Raw genomic sequence first — 26,563 nt, 5'->3', positions numbered from 1 at the left:
TCAAAAAGGGTATCAAAATGAGAAAAAGCATAGCAGAATGGCAAAAACAAGAGCTACTTTTACTTTCCTTGCCTCATGAAAATAGCGATTGGAAGCCTTATTTAGAAGAGATTTTGCAAAGCTATGAAGAATTTGTTAAAGCTGTGGCAAATTTTCAAAAAGTTTTATTCATAGCGCCAAGTGAAAAAGATTTTCAAAGATTTAAGCATATAAAAAATGTAGATTTTTTTAAATGCGATACAAATGATACTTGGATAAGAGATTTTGGTGCAATTGATGTATGTGAAGATGATAAACTCATAGGGCTTGATTTTACTTTTAATGCTTGGGGAGATAAATTTCAAAGCACATTAGATAATGCAGTCAATTCAAAGCTTTTTTCACAAAAATTATCTGGAAAATTAGAAAAAATTGATTTTATCTTAGAAGGTGGGAGTATTGATTTTAATGGGCAAGGAGTAATGCTTACAACGAGTGCTTGTTTGTTAAATGAAAATAGAAATTCACATTTAAATAAAGAGCAAATTGAAGCTAAGTTAAAAGAGATTTTTGGTTTAAAAGAGATCATATGGCTTGAAAATGGCTTTATAAAGGGTGATGATACTGATTCTCATGTGGATACTTTAGCAAGATTTATCAATGAAAAAACCATTGCTTATTGTGTGTGTAAAGATGAAAATGATGAGCATTATGCACCTTTAAAAGCTATGGAAGAGGAGCTTAAAAAAACAGGATTTGATTTATTAGAGCTCCCTTTACCTAAGCCTTTGTATTTTGAAGGTAAAAGGCTTGGTGCTACTTATGCAAATTTTGTTTTTGTCAATGGTGGCTTGATAGTGCCAACTTATAATGATGAAAATGATGCTTTGGTATTAGAAAATTTACAAAAAGCATGCAAAGATAGAAAAGTAGTAGGGGTTGATGCAAGAGTGTTTTTAAGAGAGAATGGTTCTTTGCATTGTTCTTGTCAAAACCGCTATGAAGGTCAAAGATGAATTTGCAAAAAAGCGCAACCATCATCGCAAGTGTATGTGCTATTTTTTTAGCTATTGTTAAATTTATAGTAGGTTTAGCTTCAGGTTCTGTTGCGGTGCTTTCTAGTGCGATTGATTCTTTACTTGATTGTGTGATTTCGGGTTTAAATTTTTTAGCTTTGAAAAAAAGTTCTCAAGGATCTAGTAAAGAATATAATTTTGGCCTTAGTAAAATTGAAGCTTTAATGGGGCTTTTTGAAGGTCTTGTTATTAGTGGGGTTGGGGTTTATATTTTTTATGAGAGTGTTTTGAAAATTCACAATCAAGAAAGTGTAGAAAAACTTGATCTTGGAATTTTTGTCATGGCTTTTGCTATGGCTGTGACTTTGTGTTTGGTGATTTTTTTAAATTATGTTGCTAAAAAAACAAAAAGCTTGATTATAAAAGCCGATAGCTTGCACTATAAAATAGACTTTTTAACTAATGCTCTAACGCTTTTAGCGCTTGTGATTATAGCTTTTACAAATTATCATTTTATTGATGGTTTATTTGGTATAGCTATAAGCTTATATACGATTTTTTCAGCTTTTAAAATCATAAAAGAAAGTTCTAAAATTTTATTAGATGTGGCAATTGATAAAGAACAAGTTGAAGTGATTAAACAAATTATAAGTGCAAATAAAGAAGTCAAAAGCTTTCATCATTTAAAAACTAGAACAAGTCCTGATATACTTTATGTTAGTGTGCATTTAGTTTTTGAACCTACAATATCACTTTTAAAAGCTCATAAAATCGGTGATGAGATTGAAGATAGCATAAGAGAGCATTTTAAAGATGATTTTTGGAATATCCATATACACTTAGACCCTTATGATGATTCAGAAGAAGAAAGGAGTAAAAATGAAATTAGCACTCATACAGCAAGAATTTAAACAAAATAAAGAAAAAACTATAGAAAAAACATGCGAACTTATCAAACAAGCAGCAAAGGAAAAGGCTGAGCTTGTATGCTTACAAGAGCTTCATCAAACGCAGTATTTTTGTCAAAGTGAAAACACAGACTTTTTTGATTTAGCAAATGATTATGAAAAAGATATCAATTTTTGGTCAAATGTAGCCAAAGAAAATAAAGTTGTTTTGGTAACTTCTTTATTTGAAAAAAGAAGCGCAGGGCTTTATCATAATACTAGTGTGGTATTTGAAAAAGATGGCTCTATAGCAGGCAAATACCGTAAAATGCATATTCCTGATGATCCTTGTTTTTATGAAAAATTTTATTTTACCCCAGGTGATTTAGGTTTTGAACCTATACAAACAAGCGTTGGAAAGCTTGGAGTTTTAATATGCTGGGATCAATGGTACCCTGAGGCTGCTAGGTTAATGGCTTTAAAAGGAGCTCAAATTTTGATTTATCCTACTGCTATAGGTTGGTTTGATAAAGATAGCAAAGAAGAAAAACAAAGACAGCTTGAAGCTTGGATAGGCGTGCAAAGAGGTCATGCTATAGCTAATGGCTTACCTGTTGTGAGTATAAATAGAGTGGGTTTTGAAAAAGATGAAAGCGGCGTGGAAGATGGCATAAGATTTTGGGGGAATTCTTTTGTTTTTGGGGCTCAAGGCGAAGAGCTTTTTAGGGCTGATGATAAACAAGAGCTTTGTAAAATCGTTGAAATTGACATGCAAAGATGTGAAAATGTGCGTAGATGGTGGCCATTTTTACGCGATAGACGCATAGAGTATTTTCATGAATTAAATAAAAGATTTATCGACTAAAAGGAGAAAAAATGAAAAAAGTTTTAGTGCCTTTGGCAAAGGGTTTTGAAGAGGCTGAATTTATAGGTATAGCTGATGTTTTAAAAAGAGCAGGGGAAGCTAGTGGGAATTTAGAAGTGATTATAGCTTCGCTTGATGATGAGCTTTTAGTACAAGGTGCTAATGGAATTTGCATAAAGGCTGATGTGAGCTTAGCTAGTATTGATCAAGAAAATTTAGATGCAATCGCTTTAGCAGGTGGATTTGAAGGTATGATGAATCTTAAAAACAATCCAACCATCATAAAAATCATACAAGATTTACACGCAAAACAAAAAATCGTAGCTGCTATTTGTGCTTCACCTATGGTGTTAGCAAAAGCAGGGGTGATTAAGGGTGAGTTTTCTTGCTATCCTGGTTGTGAAGTAGGCATTGAGGGCACAAGAATAAATAAAGCAGTCATAGTAAATGAAAATGTCATCACTGCAGCTGGACCTGCTACGGCTATTTTGTTTGGTTTAGAACTTGTTAAGCATTTATGCTCAGAAGAAATTTATCAAAAACTTTATGAAGGTATGCTTGTTCCTTTAACAAAATAAACCCCCATTAATGAGGGTTTAGCTTACATTTGTTTCATAAGCTTGGTGATTTCACCCTCATGAGGAAATCTATCTACTTCGCAGTTAAATAAGTCTTTTTTAGAGTAAATAATCTTACCATTTACTTCTACTATAAAATGCCCACCACCTTTTTCTATGGTAGAAATTTGCACATCTTTGAATTCATTTTGTATTTCTTCTGCAACCCTTGCAGCTTGTGGTTTGTAATTTCAAAGATTACAATAATAAATTTTTACTTCCATTTTTTACTCCTTTTTTGAAAGTAAGCTATTATACATTTTTTATGCTTGTAAGTTTTAAATTTAAGGTTTTTTTTTATAATAATAAAAAAATACAAGGGAAAATATGAGCCAATTTACACATTTACATTTACACACAGAATATTCTTTACTTGATGGAGCAAACAAACTCAAAGAGCTTGCTAAAACGCTAAAAGCTCAAGGTGCAAGTAGTGTTGCTATGACAGATCATGGAAATATGTTTGGCGCGATTGATTTTTATAAAACGATGAGAGCTGAGGGGATAAAGCCTATCATAGGGCTTGAAGCATATTTGCACAATCACGATGATATAAGTGATAAAAGCTCAAGACAACGCTTTCATGTTTGTTTATTTGCTAAAAATGAAATTGGCTATAAAAATTTAATGTATTTAAGCTCGCAAAGTTATATACATGGTTTGTATTATTACCCAAGGATTAACAAAAAGCTTTTGCAAAAACATAGTGAGGGTTTGATTTGCTCTTCTGCGTGTTTGCAAGGAGAGGTTAATTGGCATTTAAATACCAAAAGTGAAAGAAATTTAAAATTTGGCGCAAAGGGTTATGAGGGTGCAAAGGAAGCTGCGCTTTGGTATAAAAAGGTTTTTGGAGATGATTTTTACCTTGAAATTATGCGTCATGGTATTGAGGATCAAAAATTTATTGATGAGTCTATTATAAAACTTGCTAAAGAACTTGATATAAAAATCATAGCTACTAATGATACGCATTATACTTTTAAAGAAAGAGCAGCTGCACATGAAGTATTTATGTGTATAGCTATGGGGGTTAAGCTTGATGATCCTGGGCGTTTAAGACATGAAGTGCATGAGTTTTATGTAAAAACACCAGAGCAAATGAGTGAGCTTTTTGCTGATATTCCTGAAGCTATTGAAAATACCCAAGAAATAGCTAATAAATGCAATCTTGAATTAAAACTAGGCGATCCTACCCCACCAAATTTTAAATTTACCCGTGAATATGCGAAAAAATATGGCTTAAGTTTAAGTCAAGAAGATCAAGAATTTAGCTTTGATAATGATGATATAGTCTTTGAGTATCTTTGTAAAAAGGGCTTAGAAGAAAGACTTCAATTTATCGATGAGAGTAAACACCAAGAGTATAAAGATAGACTTGATTTAGAAATTAGTATTATTAAAAATATGAAATTTTCAGGTTATATGTTAATTGTTCATGATTTTATTGCTGCAGCTAAGGAAAAAGATATACCAGTTGGCCCAGGGCGTGGGAGTGCTGCAGGGAGTTTGGTTTCGTATTGTTTGAAAATTACAGATTTAGATCCTATACCTTATAATCTTCTTTTTGAGAGATTTTTAAATCCTGAGCGTGTATCAATGCCCGATATTGACGTGGATTTTTGCCAAGATAGAAGAGGGGAAGTGATTGATTATGTTATTGATAAATACGGAGCTGAAAAGGTTGCACAAGTCATTACCTTTGGTAAGCTTTTAGCAAAGGGAGTAATCCGTGATGTAGCTAGGGTTTGTGATATGAGCATACCTGATGCAGATGCTTTGGCAAAATTAGTTCCTGAAGAGCTAAAAATTACTTTAGAAAAAGCCTATGAGCAAGAACCAAAAATAGCTGAATTTGTAAATTCTCATCCAAAAGGACGTCAAGTTTGGGACTTTGCTAAGGCATTAGAGGGTTTAAATAGAAACGCAGGTATGCACGCAGCCGGAGTTGTGATATCTAATGAAGCTTTGTGGAATAAAGCTCCACTTTTTAGACAAAGCAAAAACGATGAGCGTCATTTAGTTACGCAGTATTCTAAAGAATATCTTGAAGATGTGGATTTAATCAAATTTGACTTTTTGGGTTTAAAAACTCTTACGGTGATTGATAATGCGATTAAGCTAGTAAAAAAGCGTTATGGTAAAGATGTGATTTGGGAAAAGATTGATATGAATGATCCTAAGGTTTATAAAACCATACAAAGTGGTAATACCTTGGGCATTTTCCAAATAGAATCAGGCGGTATGCAAAGTTTAAATGCTAGGTTAAAGCCTGAAAGATTTGAAGATTTAATCGCGGTTTTAGCTTTATATAGACCAGGGCCACTTGATAGTGGGATGGTGGATGATTTTATCGATATCAAGCATGGTAGAAAAGCTGCTACTTATGCATTTGAAGATTTAAAACCTATACTTGAAAACACTTATGGGGTTATAGTTTATCAAGAGCAGGTTATGCAAATAGTGCAAAAAATTGGTGGTTTTTCTTTGGGTGGAGCTGATAATGTGCGTCGTGCTATGGGTAAGAAAAAAAGAGAAATTTTGGACAATCTTAAAGCAGAGTATTTAGAAGGAGCTAAAAAACAAGGCTATGATGAGAAAAAGGCTGATGATTTATTTGAGCTTATTTTAAAATTTGCTGAATATGGCTTTAACAAATCCCACTCTGCAGCATATGCACTTATAACTTTTCAAACAGCGTATTTAAAGACTTATTATCCAAGTGAGTTTATGGCTGCGCTTTTAACAAGTGAAGAAAGCAATGTAGACAAGGTTGCAAAATACATTGAAGAGATGAAAAGAATGAATATCAAGCTTTTGCCACCAAGTATCAATAAAGCCCAAAGAGAATTTAGTGCAACTAAGCTTGAAGATGGTTCTGAAGCTATTATTTATGGGCTTGGAGCGATTAAAAGTGTGGGAATTCCTGCGATAGAAAATATCATGGCTATTCGCAAAGAAGAGGGCTTTAGTGATTTTGATGATTTTATAAGCTCGATTGACCCAACTAAGATTAATAAAAAAACCATAGAAAATTTAGCTAAATCAGGTGCTTTTGATGAGTTTGGCTATACTAGAAAATGTTTGGTAGATAATCTTGAGCTTATTTCAGAAACAAGTAGAAAAATCGCTGAAGTTAAAAGAAACTCTACTGCTTCACTTTTTGGAGAAGAGGAAATAGCTGCAGATATCAAAGTAGGGCTTCATGATAGCAAGGTAGAATTTGAACTAATGGAAAAACTAGGCTATGAAAAGGAAATCTTAGGAATTTATGTATCAGGCCACCCTTTAGATAAATTTGCAAGTCAAATAGAAGGCATAGAGTATTTTAAAAGTATGGATTTTGAAACACTCAAAGGCGAAGGCGAGCTTTTGGTTGTAGGAAAGATTGAAGATTTTAAATCGATGATGAGTAAAAGTGGTAAAAGGTATGCTAAGGCCGTGGTTTTAGACTTTTATTCTACTTTTGATATGATTATTTTTGAAGCTCAAGTAGAAAAAGTTGAAGCACTTTTTAAAGAAAGCAAAGATGAAGCCTTTGCTTTTTTACTAAGATATAAAAACAATGACAATGACTTAAGCTTTAGTTTAAATGAAATTTACACCCTAGAAGAAGCAAAGGAAAATGAGCTAAAATCTTTTAGTAAGAAAAAAAGCTTTGTAAAAAAAGAAAACAAAGAAGAATTCACGCAAGAGCCTATGAAATTTGAAGAAAATATCATAGAACTTGATATTAACAAGCTTAGTAAAGATATGGTGTATGAAATTTATGATCTAGCTAATACAAGGCACAATCCAAAAGATACTAATAATAAAAAGCTTGTACTAAAAGTACTTGATATGGGTAGTTGCTTGCTTTATCATACAAATTTTGTTCTCTCACAAGAAGCTATGGATGTGATAGCTCAAAAATGTAAAGGTTAAATATTAATTTAAGCTATGATAATCATAGCTTAAATTGATAATATGTTTGAAATTTTTTCTATTAAATCTTTCTCTCTTTTTTCAAGAGACTTTACATTCCACTCAGCATAATTATGTATTATATCTTGAGTTATTGTATAGCAAGTTAAAACCTCTTTGTTTGCATAAATTTCTTTTTTTCTAGTAAAATCATAATTTAACGCTTGAACATTTTTTCTCATAGATATTAATGTTAAATTTGCTAACGCATTAGTCCAATCTTCTCTTTCATCTTCTGTAAATATTTTATCCCAGTTATATTCTTTGTATTTTATAGGTAATACATGTTCTATTTGTATATCTGCATTTAAAGGTATAAATTTATGATGATTATTATCTGTGGCAAAATATTCAAGCATTAGTAAGATAGGTTTATCCCATTTTTTACCATAAACATAATGATATTTTAGGTTTTCCATATAATTTTCTTCTGTGTTATTATTTTTTATATTTTCTAATATTTCGCTTCTTATTTCCTGAATATCGGATTTTTCTTTTACTAATTTTAAAATTCTAAAACTTGTTTGTTTTATTGTAGCAACTGTATTTCCAGCAACCCAATTTTTATAATAATAAGATAATAGTAATTTTTTAAGTTCATTAAAATACTCATAATTATTAAATAAAGCTGTTGTTAATATGCTAGTCCAATATATTTCATGTCTTAAATATTTTAATAAATAAATATACTTATCTTCCATTTTTAATAAATCTATATATGATTTTGAAAAATTTTGTATATCATTAATTATTTCTAGTGAATTTTTATTATTTTTTTTAAAATTATCTAATAATTCTTTATCTAGTCTAGTTTTAGGATTTGAAGTTATGGTGTAATATAAATATACATTTAATAAAGAAAATAACTCTAAACCATTATTTTCAACATTATCATTTATGGAATTCCAAGTAGCTTTAAATATTTTTCTATCTTCATCATCTAAATTATACATCAATGATGATTTTAAAATATCAACAGGACTTAGTGGCATACCTCTATCATTTAAAACATTAAATATTTTAATAGCACTATCTTGAGATGGACAAATTATAACTGTTAATACTACTTTTTCATATATCCAAACTATAAAATCATTTATATTTATTTCTTTATATTCATTTAATTTATTTTGTAAAAGATTTTTAAAATAATAAGCATTTATAATATATTTATTATTTTTTAAATCATTTTCCATTTCTCTGATATTTTTAAATTCTTTAAAATTTATACCTTGTAAAACATTTTGCTCAAAACTATTTTGATTATATTCATTTGTTAGAAATCTTAACTTTCTTTTTGTTTCTTCATATCTATCTTGAATAGATTTTAATATAAAATCTTTTGCTTTATCATTTATTTGTTCCCAATATAAAGCTTTGAAAACACAAGATAAAATTATAAAAGTGGTCATTCTTTGTTGCCCATCTATAATATCAAATCTTTGGTCTTTTTCATTATTTACTAAAACTAAAGAACCGCAAAAATAATTTTCGTCTTTATTGTCAATATATGCATTAAATAAATCGTCAATTAAATCCGATAGATTTTCTTTATCCCAAGAATATGGTCTTTGATAGTCTGGTATTTGATAGAATTTTCTATTATCAGCTAATATATCCTCCAAACTACTTATGCTAGCTTTTATTTCCATTTTTACTCCTTTTAAAAAATTTATTTATTATAGTTAAAATTTAATTTTTATTTGCTTAAAATAAAATTCCTGTTATTATTACTACTAATATAAGGATTATATCAAATAAATTATTTTTTATATAAGCGTAAATTCTTTTCATAAAAATCCCATGTTGATTTTTTCATCATCTGATTTGAGTTTTGATTCTTTTTCTAATTTTTCTAAAAACTCATCGGCGTTTTTGATTTTAAAAATTTTATTTTGTCTAAGGATTAGCGCAAAATCGCCCAAACAAATGTTTTGAAGTCTTAAGAGTCTTTTTGCAATTTGCTTTTTATCAAAGCTTAAATTTAATTCTTTAGCAAAAAATTCAAAAGCCTTTAAAAGCTTTTCTTGTTTTAGTGCCTGAAATTCTATCTTTAGATCAAATCTTCTTATGCTAGCTTTATCAAGGTTTTGTAGGTAGTTTGTAGAAGCTATGAAAATACCTTCAAAATTTTCCATTTGCATAAGCATTTCATTGACTAAGCTTTTTTCCCAGCTTTTATTTGCTTCGTCTCTACTATAAATTAACGCATCGATTTCATCAAGCTGTAAGATAGCATTATCATTAGAAGCTTTTTTGAAAATGTTTGCGATATTTTTTTCATTATTTCCCACAAAAGGATCTAAAATATCACTAAGCTTATAAGAATGTAAAGTTTTGTTTAAAACATTAGCTAATTCTTTGCCAAACTCGCTTTTTCCACTACCTGCTATACCATAGCTTAAAATTCTCAAATTTGAGTTTTCATTGATGTTATTTATCAGCTCTTGTAAATTTAAATCACATTCTATTAAATTTAAATTATATTTTTTATCTTTTTTTGGCATTGAAATTGTGCGAAGTGATCTTGCTTTTAAATTCTCATTGATCAACCTTACAAACACTTCTTGGCTTTTGTTTTTAAAGATCTTAGCATTGTTTGCACATTTTAATATCACGCCTTGAGAAAGTTCAGGGTGAGAAGCTATGCTTTCTATAATCGCCTCATCTATTTTTAATCTTTTTTTGGCAAATAAATTTTTTATATTTTGAATTTTCTTTTCTTTTGGCATGCATTCAAGCTCTAAAATCATATCAAAGCGTCTTAAATACGCCTCATCCATCTCATTAGAATTTGATAAAAACACACATATGCCATTTTCTTCATCTAAGATTTTATTAATTCTAATTTTTTCTTTTAAAGAATCATAGCAAAGACTATCTTCACACTCATCAAATATTATCATTTGCTTTTTTGGATTAATGATCTTTTTTAGTGCATAAAAATTTGAAATTCTATTTGATTTTTTTACATCTTCACAATCTTTAACGCACAATGCTTCTTTTCCAAGCTCTTTAGCTATGAGCGCGCTAAGCTCATTTTTACCTACACCTGCTTTTCCATATATAAAAATATTTCCCTTTTGGGATTTTTTTAAAAAAGTAGTGATGGTATTAAATTCCTCTTGTATATAGTCAAAATCACTCAAATTTAGTCTAGTTTTTGGTAAAAAATACGAAAATTCACTCATAAGTGTGGTTTTGCTAATATCTTGTGTAAAAATATTTTCAAAATTTTTTATATCTATACCAAATGCATCGCTATCATAATAACACAAAGCATCAAGCTTAAAAAGCATAGAATCATTACTTAAAGCTTTGTTGATATCTTTTGGGGTAAGGTTGAAAATTTTCTCTATAATTTTTTTACCCAAAGCAGCGCTATATCCTTGATGTAAGGCAAAACGACCTTTGTTCGCATAGTAAAAAAACACAAACACATCACATTCTGCTTGGCTAAAATTTAAATATTTTTTTAGATAATTTAAGTTTTTCTTTAAAAAATCAGGAAGAATAAATTTAGAATATTGTTTATAAATAAAACTAGGAATTTTACTATCTTTATTTAATATATCTTCAAATTCGCTATAAAAATCTTTTTTTATTTGCTTATTATGTGAGAACATTTGTGCATGAAGCGAGATAACCCTTATATTATGTGTATAATAATCCAAATCCACAATATGAGTAAGAGTAGAAGTATTTGTTTGCATTATAAACCTTTAAACTAAGATATATAATGCAATTATAAACAAAATAACTAGACTTTTATTGTCTAGTTATGAAAAATCATTAATATCATCATTATGTGTGTATCTATCATAAGCTAGTTTTGGTAAAAAGATTATGTGTTTTAAATTTAGACTTTGTTTTAAAGTATGGATAATGCTTTCCTTGCTAAGTGTTGGATTTTGGCTAAAAATTTTCTTACACATACATGAAATCTCTTAACCATATATCATTGCTTGGTATTTCTTTAAAAGTGATGTTTAATTTAGCAAAATTTTGCACAAGATTTTGATAAATTCTTTTATGTTTTGATGATAAAAGTGTAGAAATGGCTATCATTCATCGCTCTTTAGCATGCTTAAAACCAATAGATCATCATCATAAATAATGTCATATTGTAAGATATCTCCCCAAAGTTTTAATTTACCTTGCGAATTTTTATAATGTTTTATGGTAAGTTCTTTGAATTTTTGCATGATTTGTGTTTTATTAAGATAGAGTAAATCATTACTAATAGGAAATTTAAGCACACGCAAATGAGATAAAAACATCAAAACATGTAAAGGTTCGCTTTTGCGTTTAAAATTTGTTTTTATGATGGCTTTTGCTTCTTGTAATTTTATGTGTTTATCTTTTAATAAAATGCTTTGTTCTAAGGTTGAATTTAAAATTTCTTTATCTAAGATAAAATCAAATTTTTGTATAAATTCCAAAGAGGAATTTACCATATCATAATGTCCTTTTAAAAGCCATTCTTGTATGCTTTCACATTCTAAAAACAAAGTTTTTGTTTTGATAAATTTTTCTACATTGTTATAGCCAAATTTCTTTGCAAGTAAAGTCTCATCAGTGTGAGTTAGGATGTGTTTCATGGTTTGAAGCATTTTTAATCCTTTTTTTGAATGATTTGAAAAATCATAGCTAAAAAAAGAAGACAATGGTAGTCTATATTTTTGTAGTATAATTGTGAAAATATTTCAAGGAAAAAAATGAAAGTTTTTATTGAAGAATTATTAAGGGTTAATAATAAATTTGAAGAAAATACCAAAAAAGGTATGAGTGATATAAATATTTTCGAAGCTTTAAATGTGCAAGAAAGTGAAAATTATCATTCTAAATTTATAGCTTATTTGATAGATCCACATGATGATCATTATCAAGAGCTTTTTGCAAATGAGTTTTTAAAAAAGCTTGGAAGATACACAAAGGCTAAGAAATTTAAAAATCTTACAGCTTATGATATAGAAAGAGTAGAAACAGAAGCTCGTGCGAAAGATAATAGGAGGATCGATATACTCATAAGTTTAAAAGATAAAAGATATATCATTATCGAAAATAAACTTAACGCAAGAGATCAGCCAAATCAACTCAAAGATTATGTAAAATACATAAAAGAAAAAGTTGAAAACATGGATGATTTTCATGAAAATATACTTACTATTTATCTGCATAAAAATGAAGATACCGAGCCTAGCAAGTATAGCTTAGGCACAAGAAATGGATTTAAAATAAATGATGATCTTATCTATAATAACTCTAATAAAAAAATGAGTTATTATCTAAAAATGGATTATAAATGGATAAAAGAGTGGGTTAATGCTTGTATAGGTGTGTGTGAGAATAAAGTTAAAAACAATGAAATTGATAAAAAATTTAAAAATGATATGCAAAATGTGATTTTTACTTTAAATCAATATAAAACTATTTTAACTTGGTATGTAGCTATAGATGATTATGTGGTTAAAGATTATGTCTTGGAATTTTTGAAATCAAGTAAAGAAAATTTAAACAATTCTATAAAATTAAAAGACGAAAGTGATTCTAAAGATATAAAATATAAAAAAGCAAAAGAAATAGTAGAAGAGAAATGGGATGAAATTTGTGAAGAATTAGTAAGTGATTTTTTTAATGAACTTGAAAAAGAATTTGAAAAAGAACGAACTATATGTGGTATAAAATGGTTTGGATATAAGCTTAATGAGAAAAGATTTAATTGTGATTGGTTTGATTTTTATCCAAAAATTTATGAAGATGATGGTAATGATGTGTGGCCTAGTGTGGGTGTTTATTTTGGAAAAAGTGATTATAGTAATTTTGGATTGACTTTTAAAATAAATCATAATAAAAAGAATGATAAATATAAAGAATTCTTTCAAAACTCAAATATAAGAAATGACAATATTCGCAGAAGTGGCAATCATTATTACTATAATGAATTTGACAATTTTAACTTTAAAGAAAAATATGCTTTTGTGTATTGGTTAATAAATAATCATGGCAATTGGATGGTAGAATTTTCTAAAATTTTAGAAGAGTTTTTAAACAAAGAAACCATAAAAAACACTTTAAAAAAGATTAACAATAAATTAAAACCAAACAAATAAGCAATCATTTGCTTATGTGATCAAGGTATTGCTTAACTACTTCTTTGACTTTATTTGCTATAAAATCAGGTTCTAAAACCTTTACATAAGGTATGTAATAATACACCAAAGGTAAAATTTCCATTTCATGAGTTATCTCAAGCTCTATTTCTATGGAACCATCTTTATCTTTACCGGTGATGATTTGTGAATTTAGAGGCTTTCTTTCAAAGTATTTTCGTATTGGTTCTTCTACTAAAAGCCTTACTGTAAAAGGCTTATCAAGACTAAACCATATAGAATTTACTCTTTGAAGTTTTATTTCTAAACTTTCATCGGTTTGAAAATGTTCTTGGGTTAGGGTGATGTTTTGGATATTTTTTAAATAAAATTTTTTGAAAATATCTCGTTTTTTCATATCAAAAGCAAGTAAATACCAAAATCCACTAAAAAAAGCTAGTTTTAAAGGTTTTGCTTGGAAAAGTTTATTTTCATATTTAAAGACAATTTGTGTTTTAGTGTTAATAGCTTGTTCAAGAATTTGAAAATTGTTTAAATCTTTTTCTTCTAGTTTTTCTGCATCTAGGCTAGTATGGATGGGATTAGAAATGTTTTGAGAAAGTTTAGAAAGTAGGGGATGAGCCTTAGCATAAAAACTGTTTCCAGCGCTTTTTGCCATGGTATCAAGCACTTCAAGGATTATTTTTTCATCATCTTGCTCTTGAGTGTCTTTGCTTGTATCGATACGCCATTTTCTTCCATTTTTAATAAGTCCCATAGGCTCAAAAACCCCTTGCATGTCTCTTTTTATGGTTTTAGCGCTTACATTGAGTTCTTGGGCTAGTTCTTTTATGGTTATGCCATTTTCAGACTTTACTAATTTTTCATATAAAACTTCAAGGCGTGTTAGTTTGGAATTTGCAATGTATTTTTTAAGATCTTTCATGGTTTTTCTCTAAATTTTTTAAAAATATTAACAACAATTGCTTTATAAACAAATAAAGTCTAGTTTATGAATGCTATAAAGCTTATAGTTTGGAAATGAAAATTTGTTTATAAAACAATATTTGAGAGTAAAAGATGATAAGTATATAATTATTAGAATACAAAAGGTTGTATTTTACTAGGTTTAACTAAGAGTGATGAAAGTATAGGACAAAGCAGACAAGCTTGTAAAGAATTATATGACTTGTTATATCAGCAAGATTTATCAAATATAAAATTAGAAATCACAAACGAATTTTAGAAAGGAGATAAAAGTTTAAGTAGGCCAAAGGTGGTATTCTAGCTCCCCTTTTTAAAGGGGAAATCAAAGCTAATAAGCCTTGACTATAATTATGCAAAGTAGTATAATTATTACTAGAATTTTATGGTTCAATTTAATCACCACCTAACTGAGTGTTGATTAACACCAAAGGCGGCCACCTTTGGTGTTCCACCCTTTTAGATTATATTCAAATCTTACTTAAACTTCTAAAATAAGAAATGATAAATCTTTTATTTAAAAACACAAAGCTTTATATTGCTTTAGCTCTAATGCTTATGCTTAATGTATTTTTATATCTTAAGCTAGATAGCGCAAACGCAAAATTAGAAAAAAGTCAAAGTGATTTAAAATTAGCTTTGGGTGTAAATAATGAACTAACAAGGATTACTCAGGAGCTTAAAATAAGACACGAACAAGAGCTAAAAGCACTCTTTCATACAAATACTCAAAAAAATCAAATTGAAGTATAAAAAATGTAGTTATAAATTTTTTAAATAGTGTTATGTCACATTATAACATACTACTTTCTTTTGGATTTATTGGTATGTGTAGAGCTTGGTGAATATTGCTCTAAAAAAATAAATTCATAGCTTGTATTCAGCATAAAAAAACACATTGTTGTTTTAATTCAAAATTAGCAAGAATATTTAATGAACAAGGACGCCCACAAATTAAAAGAGGTTGGGGTTCTCCAAAGAGTCCTGATTGTAGAGGATTTATTCCGGAAGAATTTCAAAAGTTAGATTTTAGCGAAATAGATTTAAGTGAGTTTATTGCTGATATTGTTGGAAGTATTGATGTAGATAAAATACAAGCTGATTCTATAAAAATACAAGAAAAGATTGAAAGCAATCTTGAGAATTTAACAAGAAAACCTACTAATTAAAAAGAAAAATAAATTTATAGAAAGGATATAGAGTTTAGCTAAAATTTGTTTGGTAAAAGCCAAAGGGATTATCCTAAACCCTGCAAAAGCAGGGGATACTCAATAAGCCTTGACATAGCAAAGCGTTAAGAGTATAATTATAAGGATAATTTTTGTTAGCATTAAGCTTCACCTCCCTTCTGGGTGGTAAATTAACGCTAAAGGGTTGCGCCCCTTTGGCGTTGCACCCTTAATACAATTATACCAAACAAACTCTTTAACTTCTTTAATACAATTGATGAAAAGATTTTACATTTTATTCCTTAGTGCTTTAATTTTTGCACCTTCTTCATTATTTGGTGCTACAAATATAGATGATAATCTATTATCTTTACTTGGGGTTATGGTGAAGTAGCAAATGATATTTTACAAGTTATAAAAGATGTTATATCTTTGCTTCAATTAACTAATAAAAGTAAAGAATCTTTTCATATCAATATCTTAATCAATAGTGATACACTTTATAAAAATCCTTTATTGCAATATAATATTAATAGAAAAATTTCTAAAGATGACAATATCATTTATGCTTTAAAAAATACTTCTAGTATAAATCAAGCTTTTAAAAACTTAAAACAATTACAAGAAGTATTATTAAAAGAAAATATATTTTTAAATTTTATAGACTTAAACAATAAAGAAAGCCTTTTAAGTTTTTATAATCAAATATTAAGTAATAATCATCTTAAAGATTATTTTTATATAAAAAATAATCAATTTTTTATTAAAGAAGATATAAAAAATAAAATTGTATTTAATAATATCAATTCTTCTTCTATTATAAGTAATTATCTTAGCTTGTTAAATGATTTTAATACTTTAAGCAAGATAGAACTTATAAAATATATTAGAAAGTTTAAGTTTATACAATCTTTCAACTTTAATGCAAGATATACAAAAAAGATATTTAAAACTAGAATATAACTTAAAAAGCTTTGATAAAGATAATATCTTTTTATCTAATATGATTATGAATGTGAGATTGAAGTAGGTAAATGATAGATTTAGCAGGTGTGATTTGTTAATGAAAATAAAAACTCTTTTTTAATATTTTGAATATAATTTGCCAAAAAATAACATTTGGGAGTAAAAAACAAATGGTGCCCAAGGTCGGACTTGAACCGACACAAGGTTGCCCTTACCAGATTTTGAGTCTGGCGCGTCTACCAGTTTCACCACTTGGGCTTTTATCAAGAATTTAATTTTATTTAAGAGTTGAGATTATACTAAAAAAAAATTAAAACAATATAAAAATATTTATATAGAAAATTAAAATATCTTTAAAAATTGGAACTTTTTTTGCTTGTAATATTTGTAAAAATCTACTTGCGGAGCAAAATAATGAGAATTAGCAATCAGTATAATTACTACACTTCTATACAAAATTACACAGACGGACAGTCTTTACTTAATAAATATAATTTGCAATTGCAAACTGGGCAAATCATCCAACATTCCTTTGAAAATGCAAATATCTACATAAACGGCTCAAGGTTAGAGTATGAATTGGCTAACATAGGACAGGTTATCCAAGGTACTCAATCTGCTATGGAAATGGCTAAAAATACTGATACAGCGATAAAAAACATAACTGAGCTTTTAGAAAAATTTAAAACGCTTTTAACAAAAGCAGCAAGTGATGGAAATTCTCAAACCTCAAGGGAGGCTATAGCAAAAGAGCTTAAACTTATAAGAGATTCTATAGTAAATATTGCTAATACTAGCATTAATGGTCAGTATTTATTTGCAGGTTCTAATACGGCCACAAAACCTTTTGATAAATTTGGAAATTATACTGGTAATAAAGATAATATTTTTGTAGTAAGTGGTGCTGGTACACAAATTCCTTATAATGTTCCTGGTTGGGATTTATTTTTTAAACCCGATACCAATGAGCATAAATTAATATCAACAAATGTTTCTATGATAGATAATAGATTTGATGTTAATAAAAACCCTGATCAAAAGAAATTTTTAGATGAAGAGTCTAAATTTTCTTATCTTATAGGACAAAATTATGTTCAAGGTGGTGGGCTTGATACGGATAAGGATTTTGACTATGAAGATTCAAAACTTGATTTTCCAAAATCATCTATGTATATACAAGGTGTAAAACCTGATGGAACAAGTTTTAAAGCTACTATAAATATAGGTCCTGAAGATAAGCTGGGAGATGTTTTAGAAAATATCGGAAAACTTTATGGTAATACAGATACAAATAAAGTTGTTGAAGTGAGTATGAATGATAGCGGACAAATCGAAATTAAAAATTTAAAAGAAGGAAATAGTTCTTTAGATTTTCACGCAATTGCTTTGACCCCACAAGCACAAAATAAAGAACAAATTACAACATTAAAAGAAGCAGCTGAAGCAGAGGGTATAACCATGGATCAGTTAACTGATCGTATTATGCAAGCAGCTCACAATGGGAATTTAAATAATGTTACAAGTCCTGTAACTGTGCGTGTTAATAATCAAGATTTTCAATTAAACATACACCAAACAGACTTTATTAAAAGTAATATTAATGGCAATAAAACAAACGGAAAAGAATTTGATGTGCCTTTTGAAAAAGATGGAAATACTGTATATGGCAATGTTTCTCAAATTATAAAAGGAACTAGCGAGTATGCCACTGATAGTACAAAATTAAGCGAAGTAATCGCTAATGCCAATGGAGATATGACAGGGCAAGAGCTTCAAATGAGCATTACTTCTAAGAGTGGTCAAACTTATAATGTTACCATTGATTTAGAAAATTCAAGAGTAAGTTATCCTGATCCAAATAATCCAGGTCAAACCATAAGTTTTCCTATTACTCATTCTCAGTATAATGAAGCAACAGGAACTTCAGTGGGTATGCAAACAAGACCTGAAGATATTACTTATGGTCAGCTAAATGATATTATAGGTATGTTTGCAAGCGATAATGTTCCTACGGCAACTATTAACGCAAATCAAAACGGAACTATTAATAATAATGATTTTCAAACTATTCAACAAAATATTGATAATTCTAAAGATTTTGTTGAAGTAAATATGGACTATAAGGGTCGTATTAGTATAACTGATAAATTTTCTACAAATACAAATATAGGTGTAAGTATAAAAGATGGAAATTCAAATACTGGTTTTCCAACTGTAGGTGGCCAAACAGTACAAGGATCAAATTTTGTATTTAGCGCTAATAATTCTTTGACTATTGATGATCCAAATGTGGATTTGATTAAAGACTTAGATGAAATGATAGATGCTGTGTTAAATGGAAATATGAGAGCTGATTCTGAAGGTAAAGATCCTAGAAATACAGGTTTACAAGGGGCTTTAGAAAGAATTGATCATTTGCAAGATCATGTTAGAAAAATGCATACAACCATAGGAGCTTATACTAATAACATAGAAGAGACAAATAAAAGAATGACTTTTTTAAATGTTAATGTTGCTTCTATAAAAAGCGGTGTGACTGATGCTGATTATGGGCAAACATATATGCAGTTTATGCAAACTATGGTTTCTTATCAAGCTATGCTTTCAGCCACTTCTAAAATTTCTCAAATGAGTTTGTTAAACTACATGTAATTTTTGATATAATAGCTTTTTTCTTTATAAAGGATATATTATAAAAAAAGAAGCTATTTTTATTATTTCTAATATTTTTATTTTTTATTTTTGTTTAAGTGCTTTGATACCTGATCAAACTTTGGTGAGTATTATAGGATACTCTTTAGCAAAACTTAGTTATTTTTTATTTGGTTCATTGACTAAATTTTATCCTTTTGTCTTTTTTTGGTTTAATTATCTTTTGTATAAAAATGATTATAATTTAGAACTTATTGAGCGTAGATTTAGTGTAGCTATTTTTACTTGCATTCTTACTTCGCTTATTTTTGCTTCAGCGTTTTTACAAGATAAAGGTTATATAGCTTCTGCTATGTTTGTAATTTTAGATGGGCTTTTTGGAAAAATAGGTAGCTTGATTTTGATAATTTTGCTTTTAGCTTTTGCTTTTAGTATTTCTTTTCCAAAATTTATCAAAGAAGTGTTTAAAGTAGAGCTTGATTTTGATTTTTATTTAAAACTTGAAACTTTGATAAAAAATAAAATTTTTGGATTTTTTGGTGGTGATAAGTATGAAAATGAAACCAAAGAAGAGCAAGAAAAGCTTAAGCAAGAGCTTTTAATCAAAGAGAAAAAAGAAGAACCTATTAAAAATGAAGAACTACCAAAACAAGAGACTCAAGAAAATAAAAAATTCAATCTTGAAGATTTAAAAAATCAAGAATTAGAAGAAGTGATAATTAGTGAAGAGGATAAAAAATTAAGCTCAAGTTATATTCATGAACTTTCAGAGCCTATCGCAAGTTTTGCTCAAAAAGCCAGTCAAATAAATATAAAGGAAGATGAGATGACCCCTGAAGAGTATTTGTCAAAATATAAAAACAATAGTGAAGATATTTATACTCAAACTTTAAAAAGTAAAAATTTAGATGAGCCAAGCTATAAAAGACGCAATATGGATTTAAATGAAAATAAAGAAGAAATAATAGAAGAAAATTCTTTGTTTGCTAAAGAGCTTAAAGAGCGTGAGCAAATGTTACAAAAAGCTAAATTACTAGAAGAGTATAAAGCCTTACAAAAAGAAAAAATTTTAGAAGAGCTTAATGAGGATTTTAAAAAAATTGAAGAATTAAACGCTATAGAAGCACAAAAAGAAGCCGAGTTTAAAAAAATTCAAAACAAAACTAGTTTTTTAGGGGTGAAAGATTTTAAAGATGAGGATTTTATCCCGCAAAATGAAGTGAAAGAACTAGATTTTAGTGAAGATGATTTCACAAAGCCTCTTAGTATAGAAGAATTAAGAAGTAAAAAAGAACTTCAAAATCCTTTTATAGTAGAGGAAATTCAAAATGAAGTTAAAGAAGAAAACAATGCCTTTGAAATAAAAGAGATTAAAAATGAAGAATTAGAAAATAAAACTCATCATTCTATCACTAGTGAAGTTAGTGAAAATAAAGCTTTATTGAAAGATCTTGACTTTGGAAATTTTGAAAAACCAAAAGATTTTATCTTGCCACCACTAGATTTTTTATCTATGCCAAAAGAGGGAAAAAATGAGATCAATGAAGAAGAAATCGATAGAAAAATATATGATTTATTGGAAAAATTAAGACGCTTTAAAATAGGTGGAGATGTAGTTAGAACTTACACAGGTCCTGTAGTGACTACATTTGAATTTCGTCCAGCTGCAGATGTGAAAGTGAGTAAGATTTTATCTTTACAAGATGATTTAGCTATGGCATTAAAAGCTCAAACTATAAGAATTCAAGCTCCAATACCAGGCAAAGATGTAGTAGGTATTGAAGTACCAAATGAAAAAATTGATACTATATATTTAAGAGAAATTTTAGAAAGTGATGTATTTAAAAACTCAAGTTCACCTTTAACTATAGCTTTAGGTAAAGATATAGTAGGGGATCCTTTCATAACAGATCTTAAAAAACTTCCTCATCTTTTAATAGCAGGAACTACAGGAAGCGGTAAAAGTGTGGGGATAAATTCCATGCTTTTATCTTTGCTTTATAGAAATTCGCCAAAAACACTAAGACTTATGATGATAGATCCAAAAATGCTTGAATTTAGTATTTATAATGACATACCTCATTTATTAACTCCGGTGATTACTGATCCTAAAAAGGCTGTTAATGCTTTATCAAATATGGTTGCTGAAATGGAGCGAAGATACCGCTTAATGGCTGAAGCAAAGACTAAAAATATAGAAAATTACAATGAAAAAATCAAAGATCAAGGCGGAGAAATCTTACCTTTTATAGTTGTGATTATCGATGAACTTGCGGATTTAATGATGACAGCGGGAAAAGATGTGGAATTTTACATAGGTCGCTTAGCTCAAATGGCAAGAGCAAGTGGAATACACCTTATAGTTGCCACCCAAAGACCTTCGGTTGATGTTGTAACGGGAGTTGTAAAGGCAAATTTACCAAGTAGAATTTCTTATAAAGTAGGACAAAAAATAGACTCTAAGGTAATTTTAGATGCTATGGGGGCTGAGAGTTTGTTAGGAAGAGGAGATTGTTTATTTACTCCCCCTGGTATGAGTTCTTTAGTGCGTTTGCATGCCCCATTTGCAAGTGAAAATGAAATAGAAAATATAGTTGAGTTTTTAAAAGAACAACAAGTTGTAGAATATGATGAGAGTTTTTTAAAGGATGAAAATTCTGATTTTAATGCAAGAAGAAATGACTTTAGCGATGGTGATTTAGATGAGTTATATGAAGAGGCTAAAGCTATAGTTTTAGAGGATAGAAAAACAAGTATTTCTTATATACAAAGACGCTTAAAAATAGGCTATAACCGCGCTGCAAATATAGTAGAGCAGCTCACGCAAATGGGAGTTTTAAGCGAACCTGATGCAAAAGGCCAAAGAGAAATTTTATAATTAATTTCTTATTGCCTTGTTGTGATCTTTTAAAGTAGAGGTAAAAATATGCTTATTAGTTTTTTTATCTCTTACAAAGTATAAATAATCTGTCTTTGCAGGAAAAATAGCTGCCTTGATAGCTTCAAATGAAACATTACAGACAGCTTCTTTTGGAATTCCACTAAATTTATAAGTATTATAAGAACTATTATCTGATCTTATTCTTTGTGGAGTGATTTTTTCATGAGAGTATTTTCCATAATTTAGCGTCCCATCCATTTGAAGCTTCATGCCTTTTCTTAAGCGATTTCTAATTACAGATGAAACTATAGGCATTTCTTCATTACTTGCTGCTTCTTTTTGTATAATGGAAGCTATGATGATATACTCATGCCATTTTTTTTCATTATATTCTCTAAAAATTTTATAAGAAAGTTTTTTAAATTCACTTGCAGAATAAGCCAAAAGATATTTCACTAAAAGTTCTTCTGTGATACCTTTTGGAATTTTATAAGTTTCAGGAAAAAGCATACCTTCTTTAAAAGGGCTTTGTTTGTAAAATTCTTGCATTAAGGTTTTGGTATTTAAATTTAACTTTGGCGCTAATTCTTCAAAGAAAATTTCAGTCGTTTCTCCGGGAATTAAAGTAATAGTTTCAAGTGCTGCTTTAGCAACGGTAAGTTTATGTAAAAATTCAGCTCTATTTAATTCTTTTGTACCTATATTTATCCAGCCAGATTGTGGATGACCTAAGAAATATAAAGTATATTTATCAATACTGCTCATTTTATAGTTATTTTTATCTAATTGCGTTATAATCTTGCTAACAGAACCTTGTGGTATAAAAACTACAGAGTTTGTTTTTATAGGTAAAAGTAGATAATAAAAAATGGATAAAAGAAAAATTAAAATTAAATCACAACATATTAAAAAAATTCTTAAATTTTTAGCATTACCTATGATACTTTTCATTGCTTTGTTTATTTACCTCAAAAATGGAATTTACATAGAAAAATTAGAATTTTCTTCTATTAATTTAGAGAAATTATATATTAAATTAGATAAAAAACTCATTTTAAATGCTAAAAAAGTTATAGTAAATTCTCAAAGTCAAAGTACTCAAAATGAAACTAGTGCAAGTAAAGCTGTGCAGCTTATTAAAGATGTAAAATATATTTATTGGTTTTTTCAAGAAATCAATATTGATGAAATGTTTGTCAATAACTATCCCGTGGAGTTAATTTATAAAAATAATTTATTTTTTGTGAATAGTAAAAATCTTTTAGTGAAAGTAAATTTAAAAATTAGTGATAAAAATATACAAGCTAATATTGATAATTTTATTTTAAAAGATCATAATCTTAGTATAGTCGGATCTTTGCTTATTAATCCTAAGACAAAATTTTATACTTTTAAAGGAGAAATTGATAGTAATTTTTTAAAAAGTGATATCAAATTCTCACTTAAAAGAGAAGAGATTGCTTATGAATTAGAAAATATAAGCTCAAATAATATTTCAAAAATCTTTGATGTTTTAGTAGAAAATGGAGTGCACTTGCCTTCTGATCTTCCTCTTTGGGTGGGTGGCAAGGTAAAGGCTGATTTTTATTTTATAGAAAAATTAACCGGTTTTGCAGACTTTGGAAAACATAGATATTACTTAAATGATATCAGTGCCAAAGGTTATGTAAATAATTTAAAAGTAGTTTTAGATAAAGGAATAGATCCTATCGTAAGTCCTTTTGTGAGGCTTGAATTTGCCAAACAAAGACTTGATTTTATTTATGATGAATTGCGTTTTAATAATTATGATTTAGCTCAAAGCCAAATTTATATAGATAATATGTTAAATGAAAAAGCAGGAATTTATATACACATTAAAAGTGATAATGCTAGAGCTGACTATAGGGTTAATAAAATTTTGCTTTTATATGATATAAAATTACCATTTTTACAAAATAATGGTATTACAAAGACTGATTTAATATTGAAAATTCCTTTTGAACATCCTGAGAAAATTGCTTATAATGGAAGTTTTAATATCATTAATTCAAATATAAATATAAGTGATTTTAAGATAGTTCAAGCAAATCTTATTTTAAAAAAAGATAAGCTAGATATACAAAATGCAAGCGTGCAAGGTAGTATGATTAATGGTGATCTTAATGCAAGTGTTGATTTGAAGCAAAAAAAAGGTGATTTTAAAACCTTTATAACAAACTTAAAACTACCACAAGAGAGCTTAAAAATAGAAAATAAATTTCTTGATCTAAGCCTTGATTTTGATAAAAATATTAGTTTATATAATAAAGAATTTACTACAACCTTAAATTTTGATCAAGGTATGTCTGTTTATGTTGAAAAACTTGCAAAATATAAAAATTATTCCAAATTAATGCAAAAAAATAAAGTACATGATGGGGAATTAACTTTAAATACTCTAAATTTTCAAGATTTTAATGTAGATATTAATAATACTACTTTTGAATCATTTTTACTTTATAAAGACAACAATCCTTATGAATATGATAGTTTTAGTATAAAAATAAAAGGTGATGATTTTAATTTAACCAGTGCAAGCGGTAGTGTTTTTGCTCAAAAAGACAATGATGATGTAAATATCACTTTAAATAATATTAATTTATTGATTTCTCAGCAAGATACGGAAAACACCCTGGATACTCTTGAAAATTCAACTTATAATATTAGTGGTAAAAATATAGATTTAATTTTGAAAGATTTTAATAAAACCTTAGATTTTGATCAATTTGACGCTAAAATTAAAAAAGATTATGTAAAAGCTTGGGCAAATAGAAATGAATCTAAATTTGACTTTTTGCTTAAAGAAAATCAAATGCAAATTAGGGCTTTAAAAATGGATGATGATTTTTTAAACACCTTTATGCGTCAAAATGTTTTTGAAAAAGGCGAGTTTAATCTTTATGTAGATGGTAATAGCACTGATTTTTTCAAAGGTAAGTTCTTATTTAAAGATACATATTTAAAAGATTTAAAATTTCATCAACAGCTTTTAAGTTTTATTGATACCATACCTAGTTTAATTTTATTTAAAGCCCCTACCTTTAATGAAAAAGGATTTAGTGTTGAAAATGCTGGTATAAGTTTTAACCGTAAAAAAGATCTTTTTGAAATTGACGCACTTAATTTTAATGGTGATAGCGCAGATGTGCTAGGTCAAGTTAAAATCAATTTAAGAAGTAATCAAGTAGATGGTTTATTAGAACTTAGAACGCTAAAATCAGCTAGTTCGGTTATTTCCAAAGTTCCAATTATCAATCAAATTATATTAGGTAAAGATAGACAAATTAGCACACAAATTAAATTAAGTGGAACAGTGGATGAACCTGAATTTAAAACCCAGCTTATTGCGCAAAGCTTGCAACTTCCTTATCATTTAATTAAAAATATTTTTGAATTACCAGCTAATTTAGTTAAATAAACATAAAAAGGAGAAAAAATGAAAATCACCATCATAGGCGCAGGAAATGTTGGAGTAAGCACTGCTTATGCTTTGATTTTAAGAGAGTTGGTTGATGAACTTGTTTTAATTGATATTAATAAAGATTTACTTTTTGCTAGAGAATTAGAATTAAGTCAGAGTATAGCTGCTTTTAATTTTGATATCAAAATAACTTGTACAGATGATTATGCACACTCAAAAGATTCCCAAGTAGTTATTTTTAGTGCGGGAGTAGCTAGAAAAGAAGGTCAAAGCAGGGATGAGCTTTTTGCTATTAATGCTAAAATTATGCTTGAGTGTGCTAATAATATTAAAAAATTTAACAACGATCCTTTATTTATCATAGTAAGTAACCCTGTAGATTTTTTACTCAATGCTCTTTATGAAAGTAAATTATTCTCATCAAAGAAAATCATTGCTATGGCAGGTGTTTTAGATAATGCTAGATTTAAATATGAAGTCGGTAAAAAATTAGATATAAAAACTTCTTGTATAGATACTAAACTTATAGGTTTTCACAATGATAGCATGGTTTTAGTAAAATCTCAAAGTAAAGTTCAAAACAAAGCATTAAATAAAGTTTTAAATGAATGTGAACTTACTCAAATAGAACAAGAAGTTAAAACAGGTGGTGCTAAAATCATAAAATATTTAAAAACTTCAGCATATTTAGCTCCTGCAAGTGCTTGTGTGAGGATGATAGAAGCTTTAAAAAGTGGAGAATTTTTACCAATATGTGCGATTTTAGATGGAGAATATGGCATAAAAGAAAAAGCTTTTGGTGTTATGGCAAGAATTAGTCTTGATGGAGTGCTTGAAATTTTGGAGTTAAAATTAGACAATCAAGAACAAATCGCATTAGAAAATTCTCTCTCTCAGTATAATTATAAGTAATTTTTAGGAGTTTTTAACTCCTAATGTTACTTTGCGTTATAAATACCTATTTGTTTTACCTTATATTTTAAATAATATTTACTCATGCCATAAATTCGCTATAATAAAAAGTTTGTTTAAAAATAATTTTTGATAAAAAAT

Annotated in this window: 21 protein-coding genes, 1 tRNA gene and 1 pseudogene; 14 read left to right on the top strand and 9 right to left on the bottom strand. The window is 28.3% G+C overall.

Features of this window, described 5'->3' with window-relative positions; all coding sequences use genetic code 11:
- Window positions 1-17: 17 nt before the first annotated feature.
- From CLLT_RS04515 to CLLT_RS04500, 4 genes are read left to right on the top strand one after another with little or no spacing between them, the layout of a single operon-like run.
- The gene (locus tag CLLT_RS04515) at window positions 18-995 is read left to right on the top strand and encodes an agmatine deiminase family protein (protein ID WP_070256847.1); all 978 of its coding nucleotides are present in this window, start codon (window positions 18-20) and stop codon (window positions 993-995) included.
- The gene (locus CLLT_RS04510) at window positions 992-1,906 is read left to right on the top strand and encodes a cation diffusion facilitator family transporter (protein ID WP_070256849.1); all 915 of its coding nucleotides are present in this window, start codon (window positions 992-994) and stop codon (window positions 1,904-1,906) included. Before CLLT_RS04515 ends, CLLT_RS04510 begins: the two co-directional genes overlap by 4 nt.
- Window positions 1,875-2,747: an N-carbamoylputrescine amidohydrolase gene (locus CLLT_RS04505; protein WP_074691878.1), complete on the top strand. Its 873-nt coding sequence runs from the start codon at window positions 1,875-1,877 to the stop codon at window positions 2,745-2,747. Before CLLT_RS04510 ends, CLLT_RS04505 begins: the two co-directional genes overlap by 32 nt.
- An 11-nt stretch (window positions 2,748-2,758) precedes the next feature.
- The gene (locus CLLT_RS04500) at window positions 2,759-3,325 is read left to right on the top strand and encodes a DJ-1 family glyoxalase III (RefSeq protein ID WP_074691881.1); all 567 of its coding nucleotides are present in this window, start codon (window positions 2,759-2,761) and stop codon (window positions 3,323-3,325) included.
- A gap of 23 nt (window positions 3,326-3,348) precedes the next feature.
- Here CLLT_RS04500 and CLLT_RS04495 read toward each other — a convergent pair whose 3' ends face one another.
- Window positions 3,349-3,588 (bottom strand): SelT/SelW/SelH family (seleno)protein, encoded by a 240-nt coding sequence (locus CLLT_RS04495; RefSeq protein WP_264274944.1) that lies wholly within the window; start codon window positions 3,586-3,588, stop codon window positions 3,349-3,351.
- A 103-nt stretch (window positions 3,589-3,691) separates the two neighbouring features.
- On the opposite strand from CLLT_RS04495, the gene dnaE reads away from it, so the two are divergent.
- Window positions 3,692-7,285, top strand: a complete 3,594-nt coding sequence (gene dnaE, locus CLLT_RS04490) for a DNA polymerase III subunit alpha (RefSeq protein WP_074691887.1) — start codon at window positions 3,692-3,694, stop codon at window positions 7,283-7,285.
- Window positions 7,286-7,314: 29 nt separating this feature from the next.
- On the opposite strand, the gene CLLT_RS04485 is transcribed toward dnaE, so the two are convergent.
- The 5 genes from CLLT_RS04485 to CLLT_RS04465 form a co-directional block, all read right to left on the bottom strand.
- Entirely contained in the window at window positions 7,315-8,976 is a 1,662-nt protein-coding gene (locus CLLT_RS04485; RefSeq protein WP_074691890.1) for a DUF262 domain-containing protein, read from the bottom strand.
- A gap of 138 nt (window positions 8,977-9,114) precedes the next feature.
- The gene (locus CLLT_RS04480) at window positions 9,115-11,037 is read right to left on the bottom strand and encodes an AAA family ATPase (protein ID WP_074691893.1); all 1,923 of its coding nucleotides are present in this window, start codon (window positions 11,035-11,037) and stop codon (window positions 9,115-9,117) included.
- Window positions 11,038-11,103: 66 nt separating this feature from the next.
- Window positions 11,104-11,259 (bottom strand): hypothetical protein, encoded by a 156-nt coding sequence (locus CLLT_RS04475; protein WP_159427734.1) that lies wholly within the window; start codon window positions 11,257-11,259, stop codon window positions 11,104-11,106.
- A complete protein-coding gene (locus CLLT_RS04470) occupies window positions 11,252-11,392 on the bottom strand; it encodes an agmatine deiminase family protein (RefSeq protein WP_141080128.1) in 141 nt (46 codons plus the stop codon). The genes CLLT_RS04475 and CLLT_RS04470 overlap by 8 nt, the downstream gene beginning before the upstream one ends.
- Window positions 11,389-11,937 carry a hypothetical protein gene (locus tag CLLT_RS04465; RefSeq protein ID WP_070256875.1) on the bottom strand — a complete coding sequence of 183 codons (549 nt, stop codon included), beginning with the start codon at window positions 11,935-11,937 and terminating at the stop codon, window positions 11,389-11,391. The genes CLLT_RS04470 and CLLT_RS04465 overlap by 4 nt, the downstream gene beginning before the upstream one ends.
- A 105-nt stretch (window positions 11,938-12,042) precedes the next feature.
- Here CLLT_RS04465 and CLLT_RS04460 point away from each other — a divergent pair, with 105 nt between their 5' ends.
- Entirely contained in the window at window positions 12,043-13,437 is a 1,395-nt protein-coding gene (locus CLLT_RS04460) for a PDDEXK-like family protein (protein WP_070256878.1), read from the top strand.
- A gap of 4 nt (window positions 13,438-13,441) precedes the next feature.
- Here CLLT_RS04460 and CLLT_RS04455 read toward each other — a convergent pair whose 3' ends face one another.
- Window positions 13,442-14,362, bottom strand: a complete 921-nt coding sequence (locus CLLT_RS04455; protein WP_070256880.1) for a helix-turn-helix transcriptional regulator — start codon at window positions 14,360-14,362, stop codon at window positions 13,442-13,444.
- Window positions 14,363-14,518: 156 nt separating this feature from the next.
- Here CLLT_RS04455 and CLLT_RS08045 point away from each other — a divergent pair.
- The 4 genes and pseudogenes from CLLT_RS08045 to CLLT_RS04440 all read left to right on the top strand — a co-directional run.
- A pseudogene (locus CLLT_RS08045) lies at window positions 14,519-14,662 on the top strand (DUF5675 family protein); the annotation flags it as partial.
- A 239-nt stretch (window positions 14,663-14,901) separates the two neighbouring features.
- Window positions 14,902-15,153, top strand: coding sequence for a hypothetical protein (locus tag CLLT_RS04450; RefSeq protein WP_070256882.1), 252 nt, complete (start codon window positions 14,902-14,904; stop codon window positions 15,151-15,153).
- Window positions 15,154-15,269: 116 nt separating this feature from the next.
- Window positions 15,270-15,569: a conjugal transfer protein TraN gene (gene traN / locus CLLT_RS07920; RefSeq protein ID WP_305954355.1), complete on the top strand. Its 300-nt coding sequence runs from the start codon at window positions 15,270-15,272 to the stop codon at window positions 15,567-15,569.
- 432 nt (window positions 15,570-16,001) lie between these two features.
- On the top strand, window positions 16,002-16,532 hold the full coding sequence (locus tag CLLT_RS04440) for a hypothetical protein (RefSeq protein ID WP_234944978.1): 531 nt from the start codon (window positions 16,002-16,004) through the stop codon (window positions 16,530-16,532).
- Between the two features lie 174 nt (window positions 16,533-16,706).
- On the opposite strand, the gene CLLT_RS04435 is transcribed toward CLLT_RS04440, so the two are convergent.
- Window positions 16,707-16,793, bottom strand: a tRNA-Leu gene (locus tag CLLT_RS04435).
- A 156-nt stretch (window positions 16,794-16,949) separates the two neighbouring features.
- Here CLLT_RS04435 and flgL point away from each other — a divergent pair.
- Together flgL and CLLT_RS04425 are read left to right on the top strand one after the other, a co-directional pair.
- Window positions 16,950-19,187, top strand: coding sequence for a flagellar hook-associated protein FlgL (gene flgL / locus CLLT_RS04430; RefSeq protein ID WP_074692130.1), 2,238 nt, complete (start codon window positions 16,950-16,952; stop codon window positions 19,185-19,187).
- A gap of 133 nt (window positions 19,188-19,320) precedes the next feature.
- The gene (locus CLLT_RS04425; protein ID WP_070257145.1) at window positions 19,321-22,065 is read left to right on the top strand and encodes a DNA translocase FtsK; all 2,745 of its coding nucleotides are present in this window, start codon (window positions 19,321-19,323) and stop codon (window positions 22,063-22,065) included.
- Here CLLT_RS04425 and mltG read toward each other — a convergent pair whose 3' ends face one another.
- Window positions 22,066-23,019: an endolytic transglycosylase MltG gene (mltG, locus tag CLLT_RS04420; protein ID WP_070256886.1), complete on the bottom strand. Its 954-nt coding sequence runs from the start codon at window positions 23,017-23,019 to the stop codon at window positions 22,066-22,068. It abuts the gene before it with no gap.
- On the opposite strand from mltG, the gene CLLT_RS04415 reads away from it, so the two are divergent.
- Together CLLT_RS04415 and CLLT_RS04410 are read left to right on the top strand one after the other, a co-directional pair.
- Complete coding sequence (locus CLLT_RS04415) at window positions 23,006-25,507, top strand: YhdP family protein (protein ID WP_070262605.1); 2,502 nt, start codon at window positions 23,006-23,008, stop codon at window positions 25,505-25,507. The two genes, mltG and CLLT_RS04415, sit on opposite strands and share 14 nt — an antisense overlap.
- A gap of 18 nt (window positions 25,508-25,525) precedes the next feature.
- Complete coding sequence (locus tag CLLT_RS04410) at window positions 25,526-26,422, top strand: malate dehydrogenase (protein ID WP_074692127.1); 897 nt, start codon at window positions 25,526-25,528, stop codon at window positions 26,420-26,422.
- The last annotated feature ends 141 nt before the right edge of the window (window positions 26,423-26,563 follow it).

It is taken from the genome of Campylobacter lari subsp. lari, from assembly GCF_013372185.1.
In the GTDB taxonomy this organism is placed as follows: domain Bacteria; phylum Campylobacterota; class Campylobacteria; order Campylobacterales; family Campylobacteraceae; genus Campylobacter_D; species Campylobacter_D lari.
This window is presented reverse-complemented; position numbering and strand designations above follow the sequence as displayed.

What these genes read in the sequence shown, in the direction of transcription:
- CLLT_RS04475 (WP_159427734.1), bottom strand. Translation starts at nt 11,259, where the DNA reads ATGTGTAAGAAAATTTTTAGCCAAAATCCAACACTTAGCAAGGAAAGC.
- CLLT_RS04485 (WP_074691890.1), bottom strand. Translation starts at nt 8,976, where the DNA reads ATGGAAATAAAAGCTAGCATAAGTAGTTTGGAGGATATATTAGCTGAT.
- CLLT_RS04460 (WP_070256878.1), top strand. Translation starts at nt 12,043, where the DNA reads ATGAAAGTTTTTATTGAAGAATTATTAAGGGTTAATAATAAATTTGAA.
- CLLT_RS04480 (WP_074691893.1), bottom strand. Translation starts at nt 11,037, where the DNA reads ATGCAAACAAATACTTCTACTCTTACTCATATTGTGGATTTGGATTAT.
- CLLT_RS04450 (WP_070256882.1), top strand. Translation starts at nt 14,902, where the DNA reads ATGATAAATCTTTTATTTAAAAACACAAAGCTTTATATTGCTTTAGCT.
- CLLT_RS04415 (WP_070262605.1), top strand. Translation starts at nt 23,006, where the DNA reads ATGATACTTTTCATTGCTTTGTTTATTTACCTCAAAAATGGAATTTAC.
- flgL (WP_074692130.1), top strand. Translation starts at nt 16,950, where the DNA reads ATGAGAATTAGCAATCAGTATAATTACTACACTTCTATACAAAATTAC.
- CLLT_RS04515 (WP_070256847.1), top strand. Translation starts at nt 18, where the DNA reads ATGAGAAAAAGCATAGCAGAATGGCAAAAACAAGAGCTACTTTTACTT.
- CLLT_RS04500 (WP_074691881.1), top strand. Translation starts at nt 2,759, where the DNA reads ATGAAAAAAGTTTTAGTGCCTTTGGCAAAGGGTTTTGAAGAGGCTGAA.
- dnaE (WP_074691887.1), top strand. Translation starts at nt 3,692, where the DNA reads ATGAGCCAATTTACACATTTACATTTACACACAGAATATTCTTTACTT.
- CLLT_RS04455 (WP_070256880.1), bottom strand. Translation starts at nt 14,362, where the DNA reads ATGAAAGATCTTAAAAAATACATTGCAAATTCCAAACTAACACGCCTT.
- CLLT_RS04470 (WP_141080128.1), bottom strand. Translation starts at nt 11,392, where the DNA reads ATGATAGCCATTTCTACACTTTTATCATCAAAACATAAAAGAATTTAT.
- CLLT_RS04410 (WP_074692127.1), top strand. Translation starts at nt 25,526, where the DNA reads ATGAAAATCACCATCATAGGCGCAGGAAATGTTGGAGTAAGCACTGCT.
- mltG (WP_070256886.1), bottom strand. Translation starts at nt 23,019, where the DNA reads ATGAAAAGTATCATAGGTAATGCTAAAAATTTAAGAATTTTTTTAATA.
- CLLT_RS04505 (WP_074691878.1), top strand. Translation starts at nt 1,875, where the DNA reads ATGAAATTAGCACTCATACAGCAAGAATTTAAACAAAATAAAGAAAAA.
- CLLT_RS04510 (WP_070256849.1), top strand. Translation starts at nt 992, where the DNA reads ATGAATTTGCAAAAAAGCGCAACCATCATCGCAAGTGTATGTGCTATT.
- CLLT_RS04465 (WP_070256875.1), bottom strand. Translation starts at nt 11,937, where the DNA reads ATGCTTCAAACCATGAAACACATCCTAACTCACACTGATGAGACTTTA.